Below are 15,294 nucleotides of genomic sequence, written 5' to 3'. Positions count from 1 at the left end.
GCTTAAACTCATTGTATCGCCTTGAGACCGGTCTCACAACAACTGTTCTCTTATCGTCGCCTGCGTTGAGACCGGTCTCAAAACACTATTATTACCGGCTCAACCGTCTCTGATGTTTAACCTGCAAAAACGGATGAGCTATGAAATCGCCAATTCACCTGAGCGCCCTGTGCGGCGCCGCAATCGCACTCTGTTCTTTCTCCTTCAGTACGCTGGCGGCCAGCAGCGACAACCCTTACGGCCTGCTGGAGCCCGGCCACCTGCGCATCGCCAGCGTGGGCGACTCCAAACCCTATACCTTCACCGACGCCAGCGGCCAGTTCACCGGCTTCGACGTAGAGTTCTTTAAAAACGTGGCGCACCGCATGGGCATCGATCAGGTGGATTTTGTCGGACAGGATTTCTCCGCCATCCTGCCCGCCGTCGCCAACGGTCAGTTCGACGCCGCCGTCGCCGCCATCGGCATTACCCCGGCGCGTGAGAAGACCGTGGATTTCTCTACCGGCTATCTGGCGGGCTACCTGACGGTGCTGACGCGCAGCGACAGCGGCGTAAGGAACGTCGAGACGCTGGCGAAGCGCCGCCTTGGGGTGATTCAGGGCACGCTGCAGGAGAGCTACGCGGCGCAGCACTTCACGCAGACCGACCTGGTGCGCTTTCCCGACAATAACGCCGCCGTCTCGGCGCTGAACAACGGCACGCTGGACGCCGTCTTCCTCGACTACGAAGCCGCCAAAAGCTACGCCGCGCGCTTCAAGCTGATCTCCGCCGCCGATATTCCGTCGTTCGACGCCCCGGCGGGCATCGCCATCGCCAAAAACAAACCGGCGTTCAAGGCCGCGCTCGACAGCGCTATCAAAGCCGCCATGCAGGACGGCACCTGGAAACAGCTCTATCAAAAGTGGTTTCCCGGCTCGCCGATGCCAGAGCAGTATCTGCCTGGCGGCCAGTAGTGCGTGAGCGCTGAGCGTTCAGCTTTTTACCTGTGACGGCGCGCCCGTCACGCGTACCCGTGGAGTACGGCGATGGATCTTCTGACAATGCTTTCCCGCACCTTCTTTGACTTCGCCTCAATGAAGGAAGTACTGCCGCAGCTGCTGGCGACCGGGCTGGTCAACACCCTGATCATCTCGATCGCCTCTACGCTGCTCGGCACCCTGTTCGGCCTGCTGCTGGCGCTGATGGGCATTTCGCCGTCGCGCTGGCTGCGGCTGCCGGCGCGCATCTATACCGATCTGTTTCGCGGCCTGCCGTCGATTCTGACCATTCTGCTGATTGGCCAGGGCCTGGCGCGCTTCAGCTACCAGCTGTTCGGCCCGACGCCCTATCCGCTCGGCATCTTCGCCCTCAGCCTGATCGCCAGCGCCTATATGGGCGAGATTTTCCGCGCCGGCATTCAGAGCGTCGAGCGCGGACAGATGGAGGCGTGCCGCGCGCTCGGCATGAGCTACGGCCGCGCCATGCGCCAGGTGGTGATCCCGCAGGGCATCCGCCGCGTGCTGCCCGCCATCGTTAACCAGTTTATCGCCATCATCAAAGACTCCTCGCTGGTCTACCTGCTCGGCCTGATGACCGGCCAGCGCGAGCTGTTCCGCGTCGGTCAGGACGCGGCGGTGCTCAGCGGCAACCTGTCGCCGCTGATGCTGGCCGGGCTGTTCTACCTGATCATCACCGTGCCGCTGACCCACGCGGTAAACGTGATCGACGTGCGCTATCGCACCGGCCGCCGGCGTCTTACCGCGCCGCAGAGCGGCCTGAAAGAGGTCGAAGAAGTGCAAAAGCGCCCCGCGGGCGCGCTGGCCGCACAACCCTTAACCGGCAATCGGGGGCAATCATGAGCGTTGCAATGAAACTGAGCGAGCCGCCCGCCGCGGCGAGCTGGAAAGGGTCGAGCCTGGAGCTGCGCGATCTGTCACTCTCTTATGGGCCGATCGACGTACTGCGCGGCGTGTCGCTGCGTATCGCGCCCGGCAGCACCACCTGCATTATCGGGCCGTCCGGCTCCGGCAAATCGACGCTGCTGCGCGGCATCAACCGCCTGCATGAGCCCAAATCGGGCGACGTGCTGCTGGCGGGACGCTCGGTGCTGCAGGACAAGCCCGACGCCCTGCGGCTGCGCATCGGCATGGTGTTCCAGCACTTCAACCTGTTTCCCGACCACAGCGCGCTGGAGAACGTGGCGCTGGCGCCCTGGAAGGTGAAAGGCCTGCCGAAGGCGCAGGCGATGGCGATTGCGCGCCAGCGGCTTGAGGAGGTGGGCTTAGGCCAGCGCGCCGATCACCGTCCGCGCGATCTCTCCGGCGGCCAGCAGCAGCGCGTGGCCATCGCCCGCGCATTGGCGATGGATCCCGAGGTGATGCTGTTTGACGAGGCGACATCGGCGCTCGATCCCGAGCTGGTGAAAGGGGTGCTGACGCTGATGGCCGATCTCTGTCGGCGCGGCATGACCATGGTGGTGGTGACCCATGAGATGGGCTTCGCGCGCAAGGTCGCCGACCAGGTGGTGTTTATGGACGAAGGCGAGATTGTCGAAGCGGGCCCGCCGGCCGCGCTGTTCGACGCGCCGCAGTCGCCGCGCCTGCAACGTTTTCTGTCGGAAGTGCTGTAGGCCCTTCCCCTTTTCGAACTGAACAAGGAACTGAATCATGGCATTAGAAAATCTGCGTCGCGTAGTGGTACTGGGCGGCGGCGCGCTGGGCGTCTCCAGCGCGCTGCATCTGGCGAAGCGCGGCGCGTCGGTCACGCTGGTGACCGAGGCTGAACTTTGCTCCGGCGCCTCCGGCCGTTCGCTCTCCTGGCTTAACTCGGCGGGCGAACGCTCTCTGCCCTATCACGCGCTGCGCATGGCGGGCATCGACCGCTACCGCACGCTGTTCGCCGCCGATCCAACGCGCGACTGGCTGCGCTTCGACGGCGGCCTGTTCTGGGCGGCGGACGACCTGAGCGGCACGCGCGCGCGGCATGCGTATGAGAAGGCGCACGGCTACGACTCGCAGCTGGTGACGCGCGGCAGCCTGGCGCAGGCCGACGCGCAGGTCGAGGGCGCGGCGCTGGCGCAGGAGGCGATCTTCAACCCCGGCGAAGGCTGGGTCAGTTTGCCGCACCTGGTGGCGTACCTGGCGCAGCAGCTGCGCGCGCTGGGCGGCGAGATCGTCGAGCATGCGGGCAAATGCGAGGTGCTGCGCGACGGCTCGCGCGCCAGCGGCGTCAGGCTGGCGAGCGGGGATCGGCTGCGCGCCGACGCGGTGCTGGTCGCCTGCGGCCCGGCAACCCCCGATGTGGTCGCGCCGCTCGGCGTCACCATCCCCAACGGCTCGCCCGTGTCGATGCTGGTGATCACCGAACCGGGCGCGCACGGGCTGAAGGCGGTGCTGAACACGCCGCGCGCGGCGGTGCGCCCCAATCCGGGCAACACGTTCGCGCTGGATCACGACTGGTATGAAGAGGATATTCAGCAGCAGGCGGACGGCAGCTACGCCATTGACGAGAGCGTGGTGGCGCAGCTCGCCGCCGAAGCGAGCCAGCTAGTGAAAGGCGAGCCGCTGCGCCCCGCCAGCTGGAAGCTGGGGTTAAAACCGATCCCCGGCGACGGCGAGCCGGTGTTCGGCGAGCTGGAGAGCGTGCCCGGCTGCTTTGTCGCCTTTACGCACTCCGGCGCGACGCTGGCGCTGATCGCGGGCGAGCTGCTGGCGGAGGAGATCGTGACCGGCGAGAAGCAGCCGATGCTGGCGAGCTTCCGGCCGGAACGATTCGCATAAAAAAGCCGGTCGCGTGACCGGCTTTATTCTGTAGACAGTGACTACAAGCGGGTGAGAAGGCTCGGGCCTTCTCACCCGCGAGCACGGCTCGCGCGCTTAGCCGCGATAGTAGATATCGCCCGACTCCGCCTTAAGGATTTTGCCGACGTCGTTGGTGATCAGCAGGTAGTTGCCGCCGATATAGGTCCAGTGGCTGCCGGTTTCCGGCGCGGGCAGGTTACGCTTCTGCCACTCCACGATGTTGTAGGATTTGTCGAGATACTGCTGCGGCACGCTGTCGCCGATTTTGTAATCTTTATAGTCGATGATGATGCGGTTGAGATCGTAGTTCGACTGCGCCTGCGGGCTGCCGGCGTTCGCATCCGGCGCGGGAGACGGCGCGCTGCCTGCTTCCGGCTCTTCGGCGTTCGGTCCCAGCGGCGGCTGGCCGCTGCTGTCGGTGGTGTCGCCCTGCTGCGGCTGCGCATCGGCGGGTGCCTGCTGCTGAACCTGCGGCGGCGGCGGAACGGTATCGGCGGCGTCGCCTTCAGCCTGTGCGGCGGGAACGAGGCTCAGCGAGCCAAACAGTAAACCCGCTAAAAAGAGTGCGTTCTGAGTCCTGCGCATAGTGTTTTCCACGTTGATTGATTTTGTTAAGAGTAGATCAGGATAAAGACAATCTGTACAGCCTGTCAGTTCCACAAGCGAGGCAGGTAAATGTAAAGAAACGCGTCACTGCTGGCAATCCGCCCAGACGTCGGGAACGATCTTCATCGCCTCGCTGACGGCGAAATCCACCGTCATGCCGGGCTTCCACAGCATCACGATCATCTGGCTCAGCGCCAGATTGCCCACCTCCACATTGACCGCTTCGACGTCGCGCCAGCTGGCGGCGGCAAAATGCTTCGGCAGAAAGGCCCATCCTTGTCCACTCTCCAGCATATGGCGCAGCAGCGCCCGGTCGTTGGTGTAGAAGGCGCGATCGGCGATGCGTCCCTGCTTCGCCGCCACGCCGTCGGGCGCCGGATGCATCACCAGCTGCGGCTGCGAGGCGAGATCGAACAGCGATACCGTCTGCTTGCCCGCGAAGAGCGACACGGCGGCGTAAAAATCGAGTTCGATCAGCCCCACCGAGCGCCACGCCATCTCGCTGCCCAGACTGCGATTGCGCGCCTGGCACAGCGCCAGCTGCGCCGCGCCGCAGGCGAGCGCCGCTTCCGCCTCTTCGCGCGCCGCGCTCCAGGCGCTGGCGCGGATATTGCTCTCCGCCAGCGCCGCAATCAGACGGCAGAGAAAGGGGCGCGGCACAAAGGGATCGTAAACCAGGCTGATTTCGTCGGAGATCTCGTGGCGGACGTGGCGCGCCGCCGCGTCGAACGCCTGCGCCTGGCGCATCAGCAGCGCCGCCTGCCGCTTTAGCCGCTGCCCTTCCGGCGTCAGCACCAGCATGCGCCCCTGTCGTGTAAAGAGCTTATAGCCCAGCCCCGCCTCCAGAAACTCGATCAGTTCGCTGACCGTGGCGCGATCCTTGCCAAGCTGTCGCGCCGCCTGCGAAACGGTGCCGAGCGCGGCGACGGTAGAGAACGCCTCTATCTGCGCAAAGGAAAAACTGAGACCCGCCATAGCTGCTCCCTGATGCGATGGTTGATGGGATTTCCCCACATATGCTGATTTTTACACAGCATGGCCGAAACCTATACTGCGCCCCGTCAGCTTGAAGCTTATTAAGAGGGAAAACAGTATGAAGAAAAGTAAGAAAAACCTGCTGCTGGCGGCATCGCTGGCGACGGCGACGCTGCTGCCGCACGCGGCAACGGCCGCAGAGACTGCGCCCTGCGGCGGCGTGCCGCTGAGCGTCTGTCCGATGCCGTTCGATCGCGCCCTGCCCGATCCCAAAACCATGCTCAGCTGGGATCAACAAGATCGCGTGGTGGGCTTCCGCAATGACTATCGCAACTATCCCGCCGATGTTTTTTATCACGGCACCGCTCGGCCGCTGCCGCAGGCGAAGCGTCAGCTCGGCGAGGTGAGCTACCGCGTCAACGGCCATCGCTACAGCATGGCGGACTATTTGCAGCGTCAGAACGTCGCGGGAATGCTGGTGCTGAAGAACGGCCAGATCGCCTACAAATATCTTGCGCACGGCAACAGCGACAGCACGCTCTGGACCTCGCGCTCGGTGGGCAAATCAGTGGTCTCGACGCTGGTCGGCGTGGCGCTAAAACAGGGGAAAATCCACTCGCTGGATGACAAGGTCACCGATTACGAGCCGGAGCTGAAAGGCACCGCCTGGCAGGAGGTCACGCTGCGGCAGCTGCTGACCCACACCTCCGGCGTGGCGTGGAACGAAGATTACACCCAGCCTGACTCCGACTTTGCGAAGCTGACCCAGTGCGAGGCGCGTTCCGGCACCTATGATTGCGTGCGCGGGCTGATTACCGGCCTGAAGAAAGCGCATCCGGCGGGCCAGCACTGGTCCTACTCGTCGGGCGGCGCCTGGCTGCTGGGAGATGTGCTGGAGCGCGCCACCGGCATGTCGCTCGCCGCGTATCTGCAGCAAAGCATCTGGCAGCCTTACGGCATGGCGAGCGACGGCGTCTGGCACGCCTATCAGCCCGGCAAACATGACGTCGGCGCGCACGGCTTCAACGCCACGCTGGAGGACTGGGGCCGCTTCGGCGAGTTTGTGCGTCATGAGGGGCGCCTGCCGAACGGCGATAAAGCGCTGCCGGACGGCTGGCTAAAGCTCGCTTCCAGCTGGACCCAGGCGCAGGGCTCGGTTTCCGCCGCGCACCCGCAGGGCCTTTACGGCTTCCAGTGGTGGAACAACGAGGTGCCGGCGAATGCGAAAAACGTCGAGCCTGCACCGGAGGCGTCGCTGAAGGGGTCGCTCTGGGCGCTCGGTATCTATGGTCAGGTGATTATGGTGAACCCCGCCGAGCAGCTGGTGATTGTGCAGTGGTCGACCTGGCCGCAGGCGGAGCCGTCGTTTAGCGCCCAGCCGCTGGAGGCGTCGCTGATGTATAGCGCGATTGCACAGCAGCTGCGTGATTAAGGGGAAAGCGGGATGGGGTCGTCGGCTGGCGGAGCCGTAAGTATCTCGCAGCGTTTATCTAATAAAGACTCCACCGAGGCGCGGTTGCCCTTATCCCAGCCGCGCCGCGTGGTCAGCAGGATAAACCCTTTCTCTCCCGAGAAGGTCGTGGGTATCAGCGCCACGCCATATTCCGCCAGCTGCGGCGGCGACAGCTGAAAATGGCGCGCCACCGAGGCGATGGGATAGATGCCCATCGCCGCTGGCTGCATTACACGGCGGGCATAGTAAGTATGGTTCAGCAAGCGATCGGGCAACGGCCGCCACTGTTCATTAATGTAAGGTCGTTCTGCCTGCAGCTGGCGACGCACGTCTTCGCGCAGGCAGGTGAGATGAATATGCAGCTGATTCTGGCTGCGTCCATACGCAGAGTTAATCGCCATGCCCAGCCGGTCCTCAGGAAAGGCGGCGCCGTACGCCGCCATCAGGCGGTAGCGCATCAGCCAGGCATAGCCGAAGTAGTCTGTGCGGCCCGCGCGCGACAGCGCGATGCTCTCAATGCCGGACATCGCCAGGTTCGGCACCAGGATAAAATGGTAGGGGTAGCGCGGATTCTGCAGGATGCTGAAGCCCTGCTCTTTGCTTTGCGGCTGGTAGATCTGCTGGCAGGGCGCCGGATCGCGCCGAAGCTCGTAGTGGGTCATGCAGAGATCCTGCGTCACCATCCATAGCGCATCGGAGCGCGCGCAGCCGGTCAGCAGCAGCGCCATCGCAGAGAGAATCAGCCCTCGAAACATCCTTAATCGCATAGGGTCCAGCCGGTTATCGTTTTGCCTCACGCAGACAAATATTGTCTGGCAGCAACGCACTATTTTTATCTGGATGTTAGCGCAGGCTGAGCGGGTTGGATCGTTCTTTATTGAAACAATAAACGGGATGCGACCTCATCCCGTTTACTCTTGCTGATTACTGATTCACCGGGATCACCGAGCCGTGATACTGCTGCTCGATAAACTTCGCCACCTGCGGCGAGGCAAGATCTTTCGCCAGCGCTTTAATGCGCGGATCGTTCGCCAGCTTCGGCGTGGTCACCAGCACGTTGGCGTAAGGGTTGCCCTGCGCCTTCTCCAGCGCCAGCGCGTCCTTCGACGGCGTCAGGCCCGCCTGCAGCGCGTAGTTGCCGTTGATTACCGCGAACTGCACGTCATCCAGCGCGCGCGGCAGCTGCGGCGACTCGATCTCGACGATCTTCAGGTGATGCGGGTTGCTGCTGATATCCGCCGGCGTCGCCAGGTTATTGATGACGTCGTTCTTGCCCGCCTTCAGGGTAATCAGCCCGTTGGCCTGCAGCAGGTAGAGCGCGCGGCTCAGGTTGGTGACGTTGTTCGGCACCGCCACCTGCGCGCCTTCGGGTATCTCTTTCAGAGATTTCACCTTGCGCGAGTAGAGCCCCAGCGGCTCGATATGCACCGTCGCCGCCACGTCGAATTTCTCGCCCAGCGCCTTCTCCTGATCGCGCAGATATGGCACATGCTGGAAGTAGTTAGCGTCGACATCGCCGCGCGCCAGCAGCTCGTTGGCGTTGAGGTTGCCGTTGAGTTCGATCACCTGCAGATCGAGTTTGGGATCGATCTTCTTCACGTAGTTGAGGATCTCGCTGTGCGGCACCGGATCCGCCGCCACGCGCAGCACCGCCGCCGAACTGGCGCCCGAGAAAAGCGCCGCCAGCGCCAGAGTCGCTACCATCTTCTTTTTCATGCAATGTCCTTATGAAAGTGTCTTGAGATAATCGCCGTAATAGCGCTGCGCCACATCGCGGTGCGAGCGTAAACGTCCTTTGAGGTAGTTCCAGCCCACGTCGCGGATCAGCGGATTGGCGGGATCGCTGGTCGGCCCCGGCGCTTCCGCCGCCAGCGCGTCGGGCAGCTGATAGCTCGGCACCTGGGTGTCGAGCTGCGCGCCGAGGAAAAAGGCGATGGAGATGCGCTCCTGCCCTTCTGGCGGCGAGAGCACGCGGTGCACGGTGGCGCGCAGATAGCCGTTGGTCGCCAGCTCCAGCAGCTCGCCGATATTTACCACAAACGCGCCCGGCTTCGGCGCGGCGTCGATCCAGTTGCCCGGCGTCACCTCCACCTGCAGCCCGCGCTGCTCGTCCTGCAGCAGAAAGGTGAGAAAGCCGGAGTCTTTATGCGCGCCGACGCCCTGCTGGCTTTGCACGGCGCTCTGACCGGGATAGCGGATCAGCTTAACGTGCTCGTTGGGATAGCGGCCGTAGAGCGCGTCGAAGGCGTCCTCCGGCAGCGACAGCGAACGGGCGAAGGCGCGTAGCAGGCGCAGCGCCACGTTGGTCATTTCCTGCTGCCAGGCGTTGATCACCGGACGCAGCTGCGGCAGCGCCTCCGGCCAGAGGTTCGGCCCCTGCAGGCGCTTCCACGCCGCATCGTCCGGCAGCAGCAGCAGCGGCTCGCGATCCGCGCCGATATCGAACTGCTCGCGCTGGTCTCGCTGCTCGCGGGTGTACTCCACGCCCGCCAGGTTGTAGCCGCGAAAGTGCGGCGAGTGGATCATCGAGACGCGCAGCTTCTCTTCCTGCGGCAGATCGAAAAAGGCGCGCGTAATGTTTTGTACGTTCTGCTGCAGCTGCGGGTTGATGCCGTGGTTAATGAGGTAGAAAAAGCCCACGTCGCGCGCGCTTTCGCGCAGGCGGGTTAAAAACTCGTTTTGTTCGTTTTCGCTGCCGGCGAGTTGCGCCAGATCCAGCACCGGTAAGCTTGTCCAGGTCATTGTGCGTTTTCCAGAGAGGATGCCCGGATTTACCCTCGCACTAATAAAACGCATCGGGAAATAGTGAAGCGCTATATGTTATCGCAAGGGGTTTTTAGAAGAAGTTGGGGAAAGGGTATGCGGGAAAGAGATTAGGGATCGGGCAATTGACTGCGATTTAGATTTCATTTTTATGTTGCGTCTATTTGTAAAGGTGCAGATAACACAATAGATTAACCGGGACACTTTAAAGCAGCCAGTTAATCAATACGTCATCCCTTGTGATTCCAGTCACATTCTGGCTTACCTTGTAGCCATAAAATTATATTTTTTTTGATATTTATCAAAAAGTGAAATAACACTAACTTGTAGCGTTAGGATTTTTAGCAAATATACCTCTTAGTATATTCATGCGATCTCTTTAGAATCTTGCTTTATTCGTTAGATGAAACCAGCAATACCATGAATTTCACTTCTACGTATAGCTGAAAACACATATATAATTTTTACACTAAAAACTTCTGGCAAATGGATGCGTTGATATAGGGCTTACTTTTCAACTTAATTAATAAAAGGATATAAATGGATTATGGCATTACATGGAAAGATGATTCTGAATGGCGCTGACTATGCGCCTTTCAAGCTATACGGTGTTGGTGTATTTATGGCTTTTTCTGGCAATGGCATTTACCGAAACAAAGGTGCTTGCGGCGCTATTAAAGGTGATGGTCCTTTGCCTCCTTGAAAGTATTGGATCGTTGAGCGCGGTTCTGGTGGTTTTTTTTTCAAAGAAAAAGACTGGAATGCAAGACGCCTTTAACAAATTCTATCATGGAGCACAATTCGGACGTCATGAATGGTTTGCTCTATATAAAGATGACTGGAACATTGATGACGGTACATGGATAAATGGTGTTCATCGCGGATTATTCAGGCTTCATCCGGGTACTGTATCTGAAGGCTGCATAACGATTGCTCATAACTCCGATTTTGCAATGATACGTAATGCGCTTATGAATACTTCCCTTATGCGCGTTCCCTGTATGCGCGCTCTTATGGCTCACGGATGGATTGAGGTAGTAGCTAATGGCTCAAATACTTGCCCGTAGAATTGCTAAGACTTTACTTTTTGTAGTAATTATGTATATCGTTGCTCGCTCCCTTGGCAATCCTGAGCTTTATGTTAGTCACGATCTTGCACACAAAGTAGCTGAAATAATTAGCGGTGATATAAACGCCGAGTCAGTTTCAGATGCTTACTTTTATCTGGATGTTATCTCAGTATTAATGATAACAACTCTTATTTATTTAATAGCGATAAGATTATTTCTCAAGATGAGGAGAAAATAACATACTAGTCCCTCCATATATGTGGTTTACAGAAGATTTTGGCTCAGACATCAAAGGTTCTGTGGACGTTTAAGATCGTGAAGGAAGCATAGAGAGCATTGGACTTAGTCATGACATTAATCTACCTGTAAACAGTGCCAGAGGTAAGATTACGAGCACGCGACTCCCATTTAGTCAAATAACCAGTAACCCGCTTTTGCCGATTCAGCGAGCATCTTTAATGTAAGCGGCTCAGGCTCAATCCAATGCCATTTGCATTTTTGAGAACGTAAGCAATTCAAGGGAAGAATGACTTCCTCATTAGGCCAGTATTTGACGAATGAAAAATCACTTCTGCCTACATTAAATCGGCTAAAGTAGTCATCGACTATTTCTATGGCATCCTCGTTTGCCCAAGGGTATTTACCTGTAGAGAGGCTTGTCTCTAAAGTCAGTGCTGGCTTTTTGAAAAAAGGCAATATACGCCCGTTCCAGTTACTTTCATACCACTCCATTACCTCTTTTTCAAAATGATGTAAGTTACTCATGTAGTCCCTGCCAGATACAATCGGATGGGTGTGAAATCATATTGTATTTATAAACTGCTTTATAGGAAACAATCACAATATCTCTTGCAAGCGACATCCATCCCACCAGAGAGATCATTCTGCCTAAAGGTGTACCTAATGCTTCATGAGCATCAACTAACCGCCATGAACATGTGAAAAAAGAGTTATTGCTGTTTACTTATACTCACCAGATGCATTTCTTCCCCTGTTATGCAAAGCTGTTACTTGTTTCGTTAATCTGGAAGCCAGCACGCAAATCGGCTTCGTTCAGGACAAGGCAACATGCTTTTTTATCAGGCCGATCCCACGCTGGAGAACTACTGGCGCGGCGTCATTCTGTTCGGCAACAACGTCGCATCCTACAAATTCGCGCTGGCGCATGCGCTCTACGATCTACATTCGCAGGGCAACGATTTCATCTCTCTGGAAGCGCTGGCGCGCCCGTTCAGCCAGCATTTGTGCCGTCATCTCGAACAGGCGCCAAAGCAGATCACCACCAAAAGCAGCCAGTTTCTCGACACCTGCATGCAGTTCAATCATGGCGAAATCACTGAAGAGGCGCTGCTGGCGGTAACCGTTAAGCGCGGCTTCGCTAACGTGATTGATGCCTTTCACAACGTGAACCGCGCTGAGATTGACGTGCGCTTTTTTCTCGATGAACGTAAAACGCAAAAAGGTATCCGGCTTACCGAGGCGTTCTTTAAGCTGACCGAGACCCAGCAGTTTCAGAACCTCATCCATGAAACCGATGCGCGCTGGCGGCTGGTCGAGCAGGCCTGGTCGATGGGCGTGTCGCGTAATCTGGTCGCGGTGGAGTATGACAGCGAGCAGCAGGTTCTGTTTACGCGTCAGCGCGAGCGACGCGTCGATATCACCAGCTGTCGCAACAGCCTGAACGGTTACCAGAAAGGACGCTGCTTCTACTGCTATCGGCCGGTCAGCCTTGAGCGCGGCCACGCGGATCTCACCGATGTCGATCACTTTATTCCCTGGGCGGCACGTGACCAGGTGCCGAACCTCAACGGCGTCTGGAATCTGGTGCTGGCGTGTCAGAGCTGCAATCGTGGCAAGGAAGGCAAGTTCGCCCATATCCCGTCGCAGCCGCTGCTGGAACGGTTGCGTAAGCGCAACGAGTATTTTATTAACAGCCATCTGCCGCTGCGCGAGACGCTGATTCAGCAGACCGGCAACAGTGAAGCGACGCGGCGCAGTTTTCTGGCATCAGGCTGGCAGGCGGCGCGCAGCGTGTTGTTTCATATCTGGCAGCCTCAGGCTTGTGGAGACGCCTTATTTTGAGTACGCAACGCTACTATCAGCGCAACGCGCAGCAGTTCTTCGAGAGCACGGTCGAGGTTGATATGGCAGAGATTCGCGATCGCTTCACTGCCCTGCTCCCTGCGCACGGCGTTGTTCTGGATGCGGGTTGTGGTTCAGGACGCGACGCTAAGGCCTTTGCTGAACAGGGATTTCAGGTAGAGGCGTTTGATGCTTCGCCGGAACTGGCTGCGCTGGCGAGTCAGCACAGCGGCTTGCCGGTTAAGGTGATGCGGTTTCAGGAGCTGGATGCGGTTGCGCGCTATGACGGGATCTGGTGCTGCGCATCGCTGCTGCATGTATCGCGGGCGGAGTTGCCGGAGGTGTTCAGGCGGTTGGCGAAGGTGTTGAAGGCTGGCGGCGTGCTGTATGCGTCTTTTAAGTATGGTCAGGGCGAGCGGGAGGATAACGGGCGGGTGTTTACGGATATGCGTGAGGGAGAGATTGCGGGGATGTTGAGGGAGATTGAAGGAGCCGGGCTGAGGGTGATGCAGGAGTGGTTGAGTGAAGACCGGCGAAGGGAAAGAAGCGAACGGTGGGTGAATGTGCTAGTTGAGAAAACAGGATAGCGGGTGTCTGATATTTAACCGCCCTTGATGCTTGCCGTTTTCCTCTTCGTTAAGATAGTCTCCCGGGGATTTACTATATTGTGGGTTGGGAGTATTCAGTTACTTTGATTCATTTCTTATTATTGAACCATTTTTATCCATGGTATATTCACCATCGCCAACACCGAATGAAACATTATTACCTGAGGTGTTCCATATGGAAAAAATTCTGTTTTTATCAATGCAATTTAATGACGATTGAATATCATCAAAGCATCGTCTGTCGTATTTACCTCGCTCTTTATAGCCATCTGCGAAATCCCAAAAGACTATAGAGAAAAAACCATTTTTATCAGGTTGCGGAATGTTATATTTTTCTTTCAACATGTCTTTGTTTTTCAGCCACCAGCTAATTTTCCCTCTATCAGTAAAAGGGAAGTTTTTTACCAGGACAGAGCTAAACTCTCCATCTCTATGTACTGCGACAATTTCCACCGGACGCAGTGACAGCCAAAGCAAGCAACCAAGCAATACGCAGGCAGCCAAGGCAATAGCTTTCTTATTTTTTACTCTCACTTGCGGTCTCCAGTAATTTCTATGGTGGCTTCCATATCGGTCATAAAGGGCTTGAAACTAAACTGATTGTATCGCTGTAGAACAAACCAGATACGAAAGAATCGGAATTGGTTGAACCTGAATTTTGAAATATCATCGACATCAAGGCCGAAGTGATCCTGGATTTTGTAATGCACCACTGCCCGGTAGCGGTCATTATCAATATGTAGAGATTTTATAGTGATGTTTGTTGCCCAGGTATCATGAAAAGTGACCAACAGCGGCAGCTCGCTGCTGGCGCAGAACGGGCTTGCCATCGATACCAGCATCATCAGGAAAAACTGTCAGACACAGATTAAATCGCGGCGGCTCACGTGAAGCAAACAATGCCCTGTGAACAATAGCCTTTGTGAGTATGCGCAGTGATCCGCGGACAAGAATCTATGTCGACAGGCGAACTGGTGAAGGGTTATCGACCAAAGAAGTCCTGAGATGCCTGAAACGCTACATCGTCCGTGAACTTTACCCATTGATTTTATCAGACCTCGACTATGCCAACCGCCCACTCTTGACATAGGAGCGTCAATGCGGTGGCCGAATCGTTCTTCAGATCACTGAAAAAAGAACGCATCAGGAAGAGAATATACTAAACCCGGGATTTGGCCCGGGCGGATATCTTCGATTACATTGAAGTGTTCTACAACCGGGCCCGGCGTCACAATCACCTCGGAGGAGTCAGTCCGGCGGCCTTTGAACAGACCTCATCGTGAGGACAGAATTTGTCTACGGGTGTGGGGTCAGACCATAGATTTTTGTTTGTCCTCATGGCGGCCAGCCCCTATCCAGTCCTTAAAACGAATGGAAACAGTAGTACGTATGATCATCATTGTGCTCTGTTTCTATTGAGACAAGCTGTTGCTAACTCGCTAGAATATCCCCATCAGTTCACGTTAAAACTTCAGATAAATGATTGGTCAAAACATCCATACTACAATCGTATCCTCGACTTACGATCTGCTTAAGGAAACCGACTCAGCCCTTTTGAGATTGTGTGACCAGGCTAGCTCGCTGGTGTTAATCGTAAACTCAACTGAACAAGGCATATTGCCTTCTCATCTGTCAGAAGAGATAACGTTGCTCGAGCTATCTGAAGAGCTATGTGAACACTTGCTTCCGCTATCACATGCTGATCGATCCCGTAAGGCACCAGATATCCTCGCTAAAATGCTAAATTGCATAGCGTCTGAAGTAGTATGGATTGACAGGATTCAAGTTCTATTTGAGCCATCTCTAGAACTAGATCCTTTGCGCCAGCTACAAGAGCTGGCGCGTATCAAGCCTATCATCGCTATTTGGCCAGGGCAGCTTACAGAGCAATTTTTAACCTTTTCAGTTCCGGGAAGGGCCGATTATCAATCTTACACTGCGAATGAGCTGGCAAATCT

General features: G+C 57.1%; 16 protein-coding genes and 6 pseudogenes. 13 read left to right on the top strand and 9 right to left on the bottom strand.

Translation table 11 applies throughout. The annotated features are described in order from the left end of the window. Nucleotides 1-140 precede the first annotated feature (140 nt). The 4 genes from HA46_RS01210 (at nt 141) to HA46_RS01195 (ending at nt 3,758) form a co-directional block, all read left to right on the top strand. Nucleotides 141-953: an ABC transporter substrate-binding protein gene (locus HA46_RS01210; protein WP_084881942.1), complete on the top strand. Its 813-nt coding sequence runs from the start codon at nt 141-143 to the stop codon at nt 951-953. Nucleotides 954-1,025: 72 nt separating this feature from the next. Then, nucleotides 1,026-1,838, top strand: a complete 813-nt coding sequence (locus tag HA46_RS01205) for an amino acid ABC transporter permease (RefSeq protein ID WP_033793395.1) — start codon at nt 1,026-1,028, stop codon at nt 1,836-1,838. Continuing rightward, nucleotides 1,835-2,608: an amino acid ABC transporter ATP-binding protein gene (locus tag HA46_RS01200; protein WP_048784273.1), complete on the top strand. Its 774-nt coding sequence runs from the start codon at nt 1,835-1,837 to the stop codon at nt 2,606-2,608. Before HA46_RS01205 ends, HA46_RS01200 begins: the two co-directional genes overlap by 4 nt. Before the next feature lie 37 nt (nt 2,609-2,645). Next, a complete protein-coding gene (locus tag HA46_RS01195) occupies nt 2,646-3,758 on the top strand; it encodes an NAD(P)/FAD-dependent oxidoreductase (RefSeq protein ID WP_084881941.1) in 1,113 nt (370 codons plus the stop codon). A gap of 96 nt (nt 3,759-3,854) precedes the next feature. On the opposite strand, the gene HA46_RS01190 is transcribed toward HA46_RS01195, so the two are convergent. Further along, a complete protein-coding gene (locus HA46_RS01190; RefSeq protein WP_084881940.1) occupies nt 3,855-4,364 on the bottom strand; it encodes an RcnB family protein in 510 nt (169 codons plus the stop codon). A 105-nt stretch (nt 4,365-4,469) separates the two neighbouring features. Continuing rightward, a complete protein-coding gene (locus HA46_RS01185) occupies nt 4,470-5,360 on the bottom strand; it encodes a LysR family transcriptional regulator (RefSeq protein ID WP_084881939.1) in 891 nt (296 codons plus the stop codon). Between the two features lie 118 nt (nt 5,361-5,478). On the opposite strand from HA46_RS01185, the gene HA46_RS01180 reads away from it, so the two are divergent. Further along, on the top strand, nt 5,479-6,792 hold the full coding sequence (locus HA46_RS01180) for a serine hydrolase domain-containing protein (RefSeq protein WP_084881938.1): 1,314 nt from the start codon (nt 5,479-5,481) through the stop codon (nt 6,790-6,792). Here HA46_RS01180 and HA46_RS01175 read toward each other — a convergent pair. The 3 genes from HA46_RS01175 to HA46_RS01165 all read right to left on the bottom strand — a co-directional run bounded on the left by HA46_RS01175 (nt 6,789) and on the right by HA46_RS01165 (nt 9,555). Continuing rightward, nucleotides 6,789-7,568, bottom strand: coding sequence for a CDP-diacylglycerol diphosphatase (locus HA46_RS01175; RefSeq protein WP_410477665.1), 780 nt, complete (start codon nt 7,566-7,568; stop codon nt 6,789-6,791). The two genes, HA46_RS01180 and HA46_RS01175, sit on opposite strands and share 4 nt — an antisense overlap. A gap of 169 nt (nt 7,569-7,737) precedes the next feature. Then, nucleotides 7,738-8,529 (bottom strand): MetQ/NlpA family ABC transporter substrate-binding protein, encoded by a 792-nt coding sequence (locus HA46_RS01170; protein ID WP_084881936.1) that lies wholly within the window; start codon nt 8,527-8,529, stop codon nt 7,738-7,740. A gap of 9 nt (nt 8,530-8,538) precedes the next feature. Further along, nucleotides 8,539-9,555: an isopenicillin N synthase family dioxygenase gene (locus HA46_RS01165; protein ID WP_084881935.1), complete on the bottom strand. Its 1,017-nt coding sequence runs from the start codon at nt 9,553-9,555 to the stop codon at nt 8,539-8,541. Between the two features lie 568 nt (nt 9,556-10,123). Here HA46_RS01165 and HA46_RS01160 point away from each other — a divergent pair. The 3 genes and pseudogenes from HA46_RS01160 to HA46_RS21240 all read left to right on the top strand — a co-directional run. Then, nucleotides 10,124-10,643: pseudogene (locus HA46_RS01160) on the top strand (DUF2778 domain-containing protein). Beyond that, nucleotides 10,621-10,884, top strand: a complete 264-nt coding sequence (locus HA46_RS01155) for a hypothetical protein (RefSeq protein WP_244277487.1) — start codon at nt 10,621-10,623, stop codon at nt 10,882-10,884. The pseudogene HA46_RS01160 and the gene HA46_RS01155 overlap by 23 nt, the downstream one beginning before the upstream one ends. A gap of 1 nt (nt 10,885) precedes the next feature. Then, nucleotides 10,886-11,047 (top strand): annotated as a pseudogene (locus HA46_RS21240) (type VI secretion system tube protein Hcp); the annotation flags it as partial. Nucleotides 11,048-11,054: 7 nt separating this feature from the next. On the opposite strand, the gene HA46_RS01145 reads toward HA46_RS21240, so the two are convergent. Both HA46_RS01145 and HA46_RS21610 read right to left on the bottom strand, forming a co-directional pair. Beyond that, the gene (locus HA46_RS01145; RefSeq protein ID WP_084881934.1) at nt 11,055-11,411 is read right to left on the bottom strand and encodes a DUF1493 family protein; all 357 of its coding nucleotides are present in this window, start codon (nt 11,409-11,411) and stop codon (nt 11,055-11,057) included. Then, a pseudogene (locus tag HA46_RS21610) lies at nt 11,404-11,547 on the bottom strand (STM2901 family protein); the annotation flags it as partial. The pseudogene HA46_RS21610 and the gene HA46_RS01145, both read right to left, overlap by 8 nt. Nucleotides 11,548-11,714: 167 nt before the next feature. Between HA46_RS21610 and HA46_RS01140 the strand changes: the two are divergent. After that, nucleotides 11,715-12,728: an HNH endonuclease gene (locus tag HA46_RS01140; protein WP_084881933.1), complete on the top strand. Its 1,014-nt coding sequence runs from the start codon at nt 11,715-11,717 to the stop codon at nt 12,726-12,728. Next, nucleotides 12,725-13,315: a class I SAM-dependent methyltransferase gene (locus tag HA46_RS01135; protein ID WP_244277486.1), complete on the top strand. Its 591-nt coding sequence runs from the start codon at nt 12,725-12,727 to the stop codon at nt 13,313-13,315. Before HA46_RS01140 ends, HA46_RS01135 begins: the two co-directional genes overlap by 4 nt. A 99-nt stretch (nt 13,316-13,414) precedes the next feature. Here HA46_RS01135 and HA46_RS01130 read toward each other — a convergent pair whose 3' ends face one another. Both HA46_RS01130 and HA46_RS01125 read right to left on the bottom strand, forming a co-directional pair. Continuing rightward, entirely contained in the window at nt 13,415-13,870 is a 456-nt protein-coding gene (locus HA46_RS01130; RefSeq protein WP_084881932.1) for a DUF943 family protein, read from the bottom strand. Beyond that, nucleotides 13,854-14,124: pseudogene (locus HA46_RS01125) on the bottom strand (DUF3289 family protein); the annotation flags it as partial. The pseudogene HA46_RS01125 and the gene HA46_RS01130, both read right to left, overlap by 17 nt. A 32-nt stretch (nt 14,125-14,156) precedes the next feature. Here HA46_RS01125 and HA46_RS21235 point away from each other — a divergent pair. From HA46_RS21235 to brxF, 3 genes and pseudogenes are all read left to right on the top strand, one after another. Then, a pseudogene (locus tag HA46_RS21235) lies at nt 14,157-14,426 on the top strand (transposase); the annotation flags it as partial. Nucleotides 14,427-14,433: 7 nt separating this feature from the next. Then, a pseudogene (locus HA46_RS01115) lies at nt 14,434-14,619 on the top strand (IS3 family transposase); the annotation flags it as partial. 301 nt (nt 14,620-14,920) lie between these two features. Beyond that, a partial coding sequence (gene brxF / locus HA46_RS20655; protein WP_158086832.1) for a BREX-3 system P-loop-containing protein BrxF occupies nt 14,921-15,294 on the top strand: 374 nt, incomplete at its 3' end.

Origin of the sequence: Pantoea septica (assembly GCF_002095575.1) — a bacterium.
GTDB classification, from domain to species: domain Bacteria; phylum Pseudomonadota; class Gammaproteobacteria; order Enterobacterales; family Enterobacteriaceae; genus Pantoea; species Pantoea septica.
This window is presented reverse-complemented; position numbering and strand designations above follow the sequence as displayed.

Coding starts and splice junctions, on each gene's coding strand:
- HA46_RS01210 (WP_084881942.1), top strand. CDS start 141: ATGAAATCGCCAATTCACCTGAGCGCCCTGTGCGGCGCCGCAATCGCA.
- HA46_RS01205 (WP_033793395.1), top strand. CDS start 1,026: ATGGATCTTCTGACAATGCTTTCCCGCACCTTCTTTGACTTCGCCTCA.
- HA46_RS01200 (WP_048784273.1), top strand. CDS start 1,835: ATGAGCGTTGCAATGAAACTGAGCGAGCCGCCCGCCGCGGCGAGCTGG.
- HA46_RS01195 (WP_084881941.1), top strand. CDS start 2,646: ATGGCATTAGAAAATCTGCGTCGCGTAGTGGTACTGGGCGGCGGCGCG.
- HA46_RS01190 (WP_084881940.1), bottom strand. CDS start 4,364: ATGCGCAGGACTCAGAACGCACTCTTTTTAGCGGGTTTACTGTTTGGC.
- HA46_RS01185 (WP_084881939.1), bottom strand. CDS start 5,360: ATGGCGGGTCTCAGTTTTTCCTTTGCGCAGATAGAGGCGTTCTCTACC.
- HA46_RS01180 (WP_084881938.1), top strand. CDS start 5,479: ATGAAGAAAAGTAAGAAAAACCTGCTGCTGGCGGCATCGCTGGCGACG.
- HA46_RS01175 (WP_410477665.1), bottom strand. CDS start 7,568: ATGTTTCGAGGGCTGATTCTCTCTGCGATGGCGCTGCTGCTGACCGGC.
- HA46_RS01170 (WP_084881936.1), bottom strand. CDS start 8,529: ATGAAAAAGAAGATGGTAGCGACTCTGGCGCTGGCGGCGCTTTTCTCG.
- HA46_RS01165 (WP_084881935.1), bottom strand. CDS start 9,555: ATGACCTGGACAAGCTTACCGGTGCTGGATCTGGCGCAACTCGCCGGC.
- HA46_RS01155 (WP_244277487.1), top strand. CDS start 10,621: ATGGCTCAAATACTTGCCCGTAGAATTGCTAAGACTTTACTTTTTGTA.
- HA46_RS01145 (WP_084881934.1), bottom strand. CDS start 11,411: ATGAGTAACTTACATCATTTTGAAAAAGAGGTAATGGAGTGGTATGAA.
- HA46_RS01140 (WP_084881933.1), top strand. CDS start 11,715: ATGCTTTTTTATCAGGCCGATCCCACGCTGGAGAACTACTGGCGCGGC.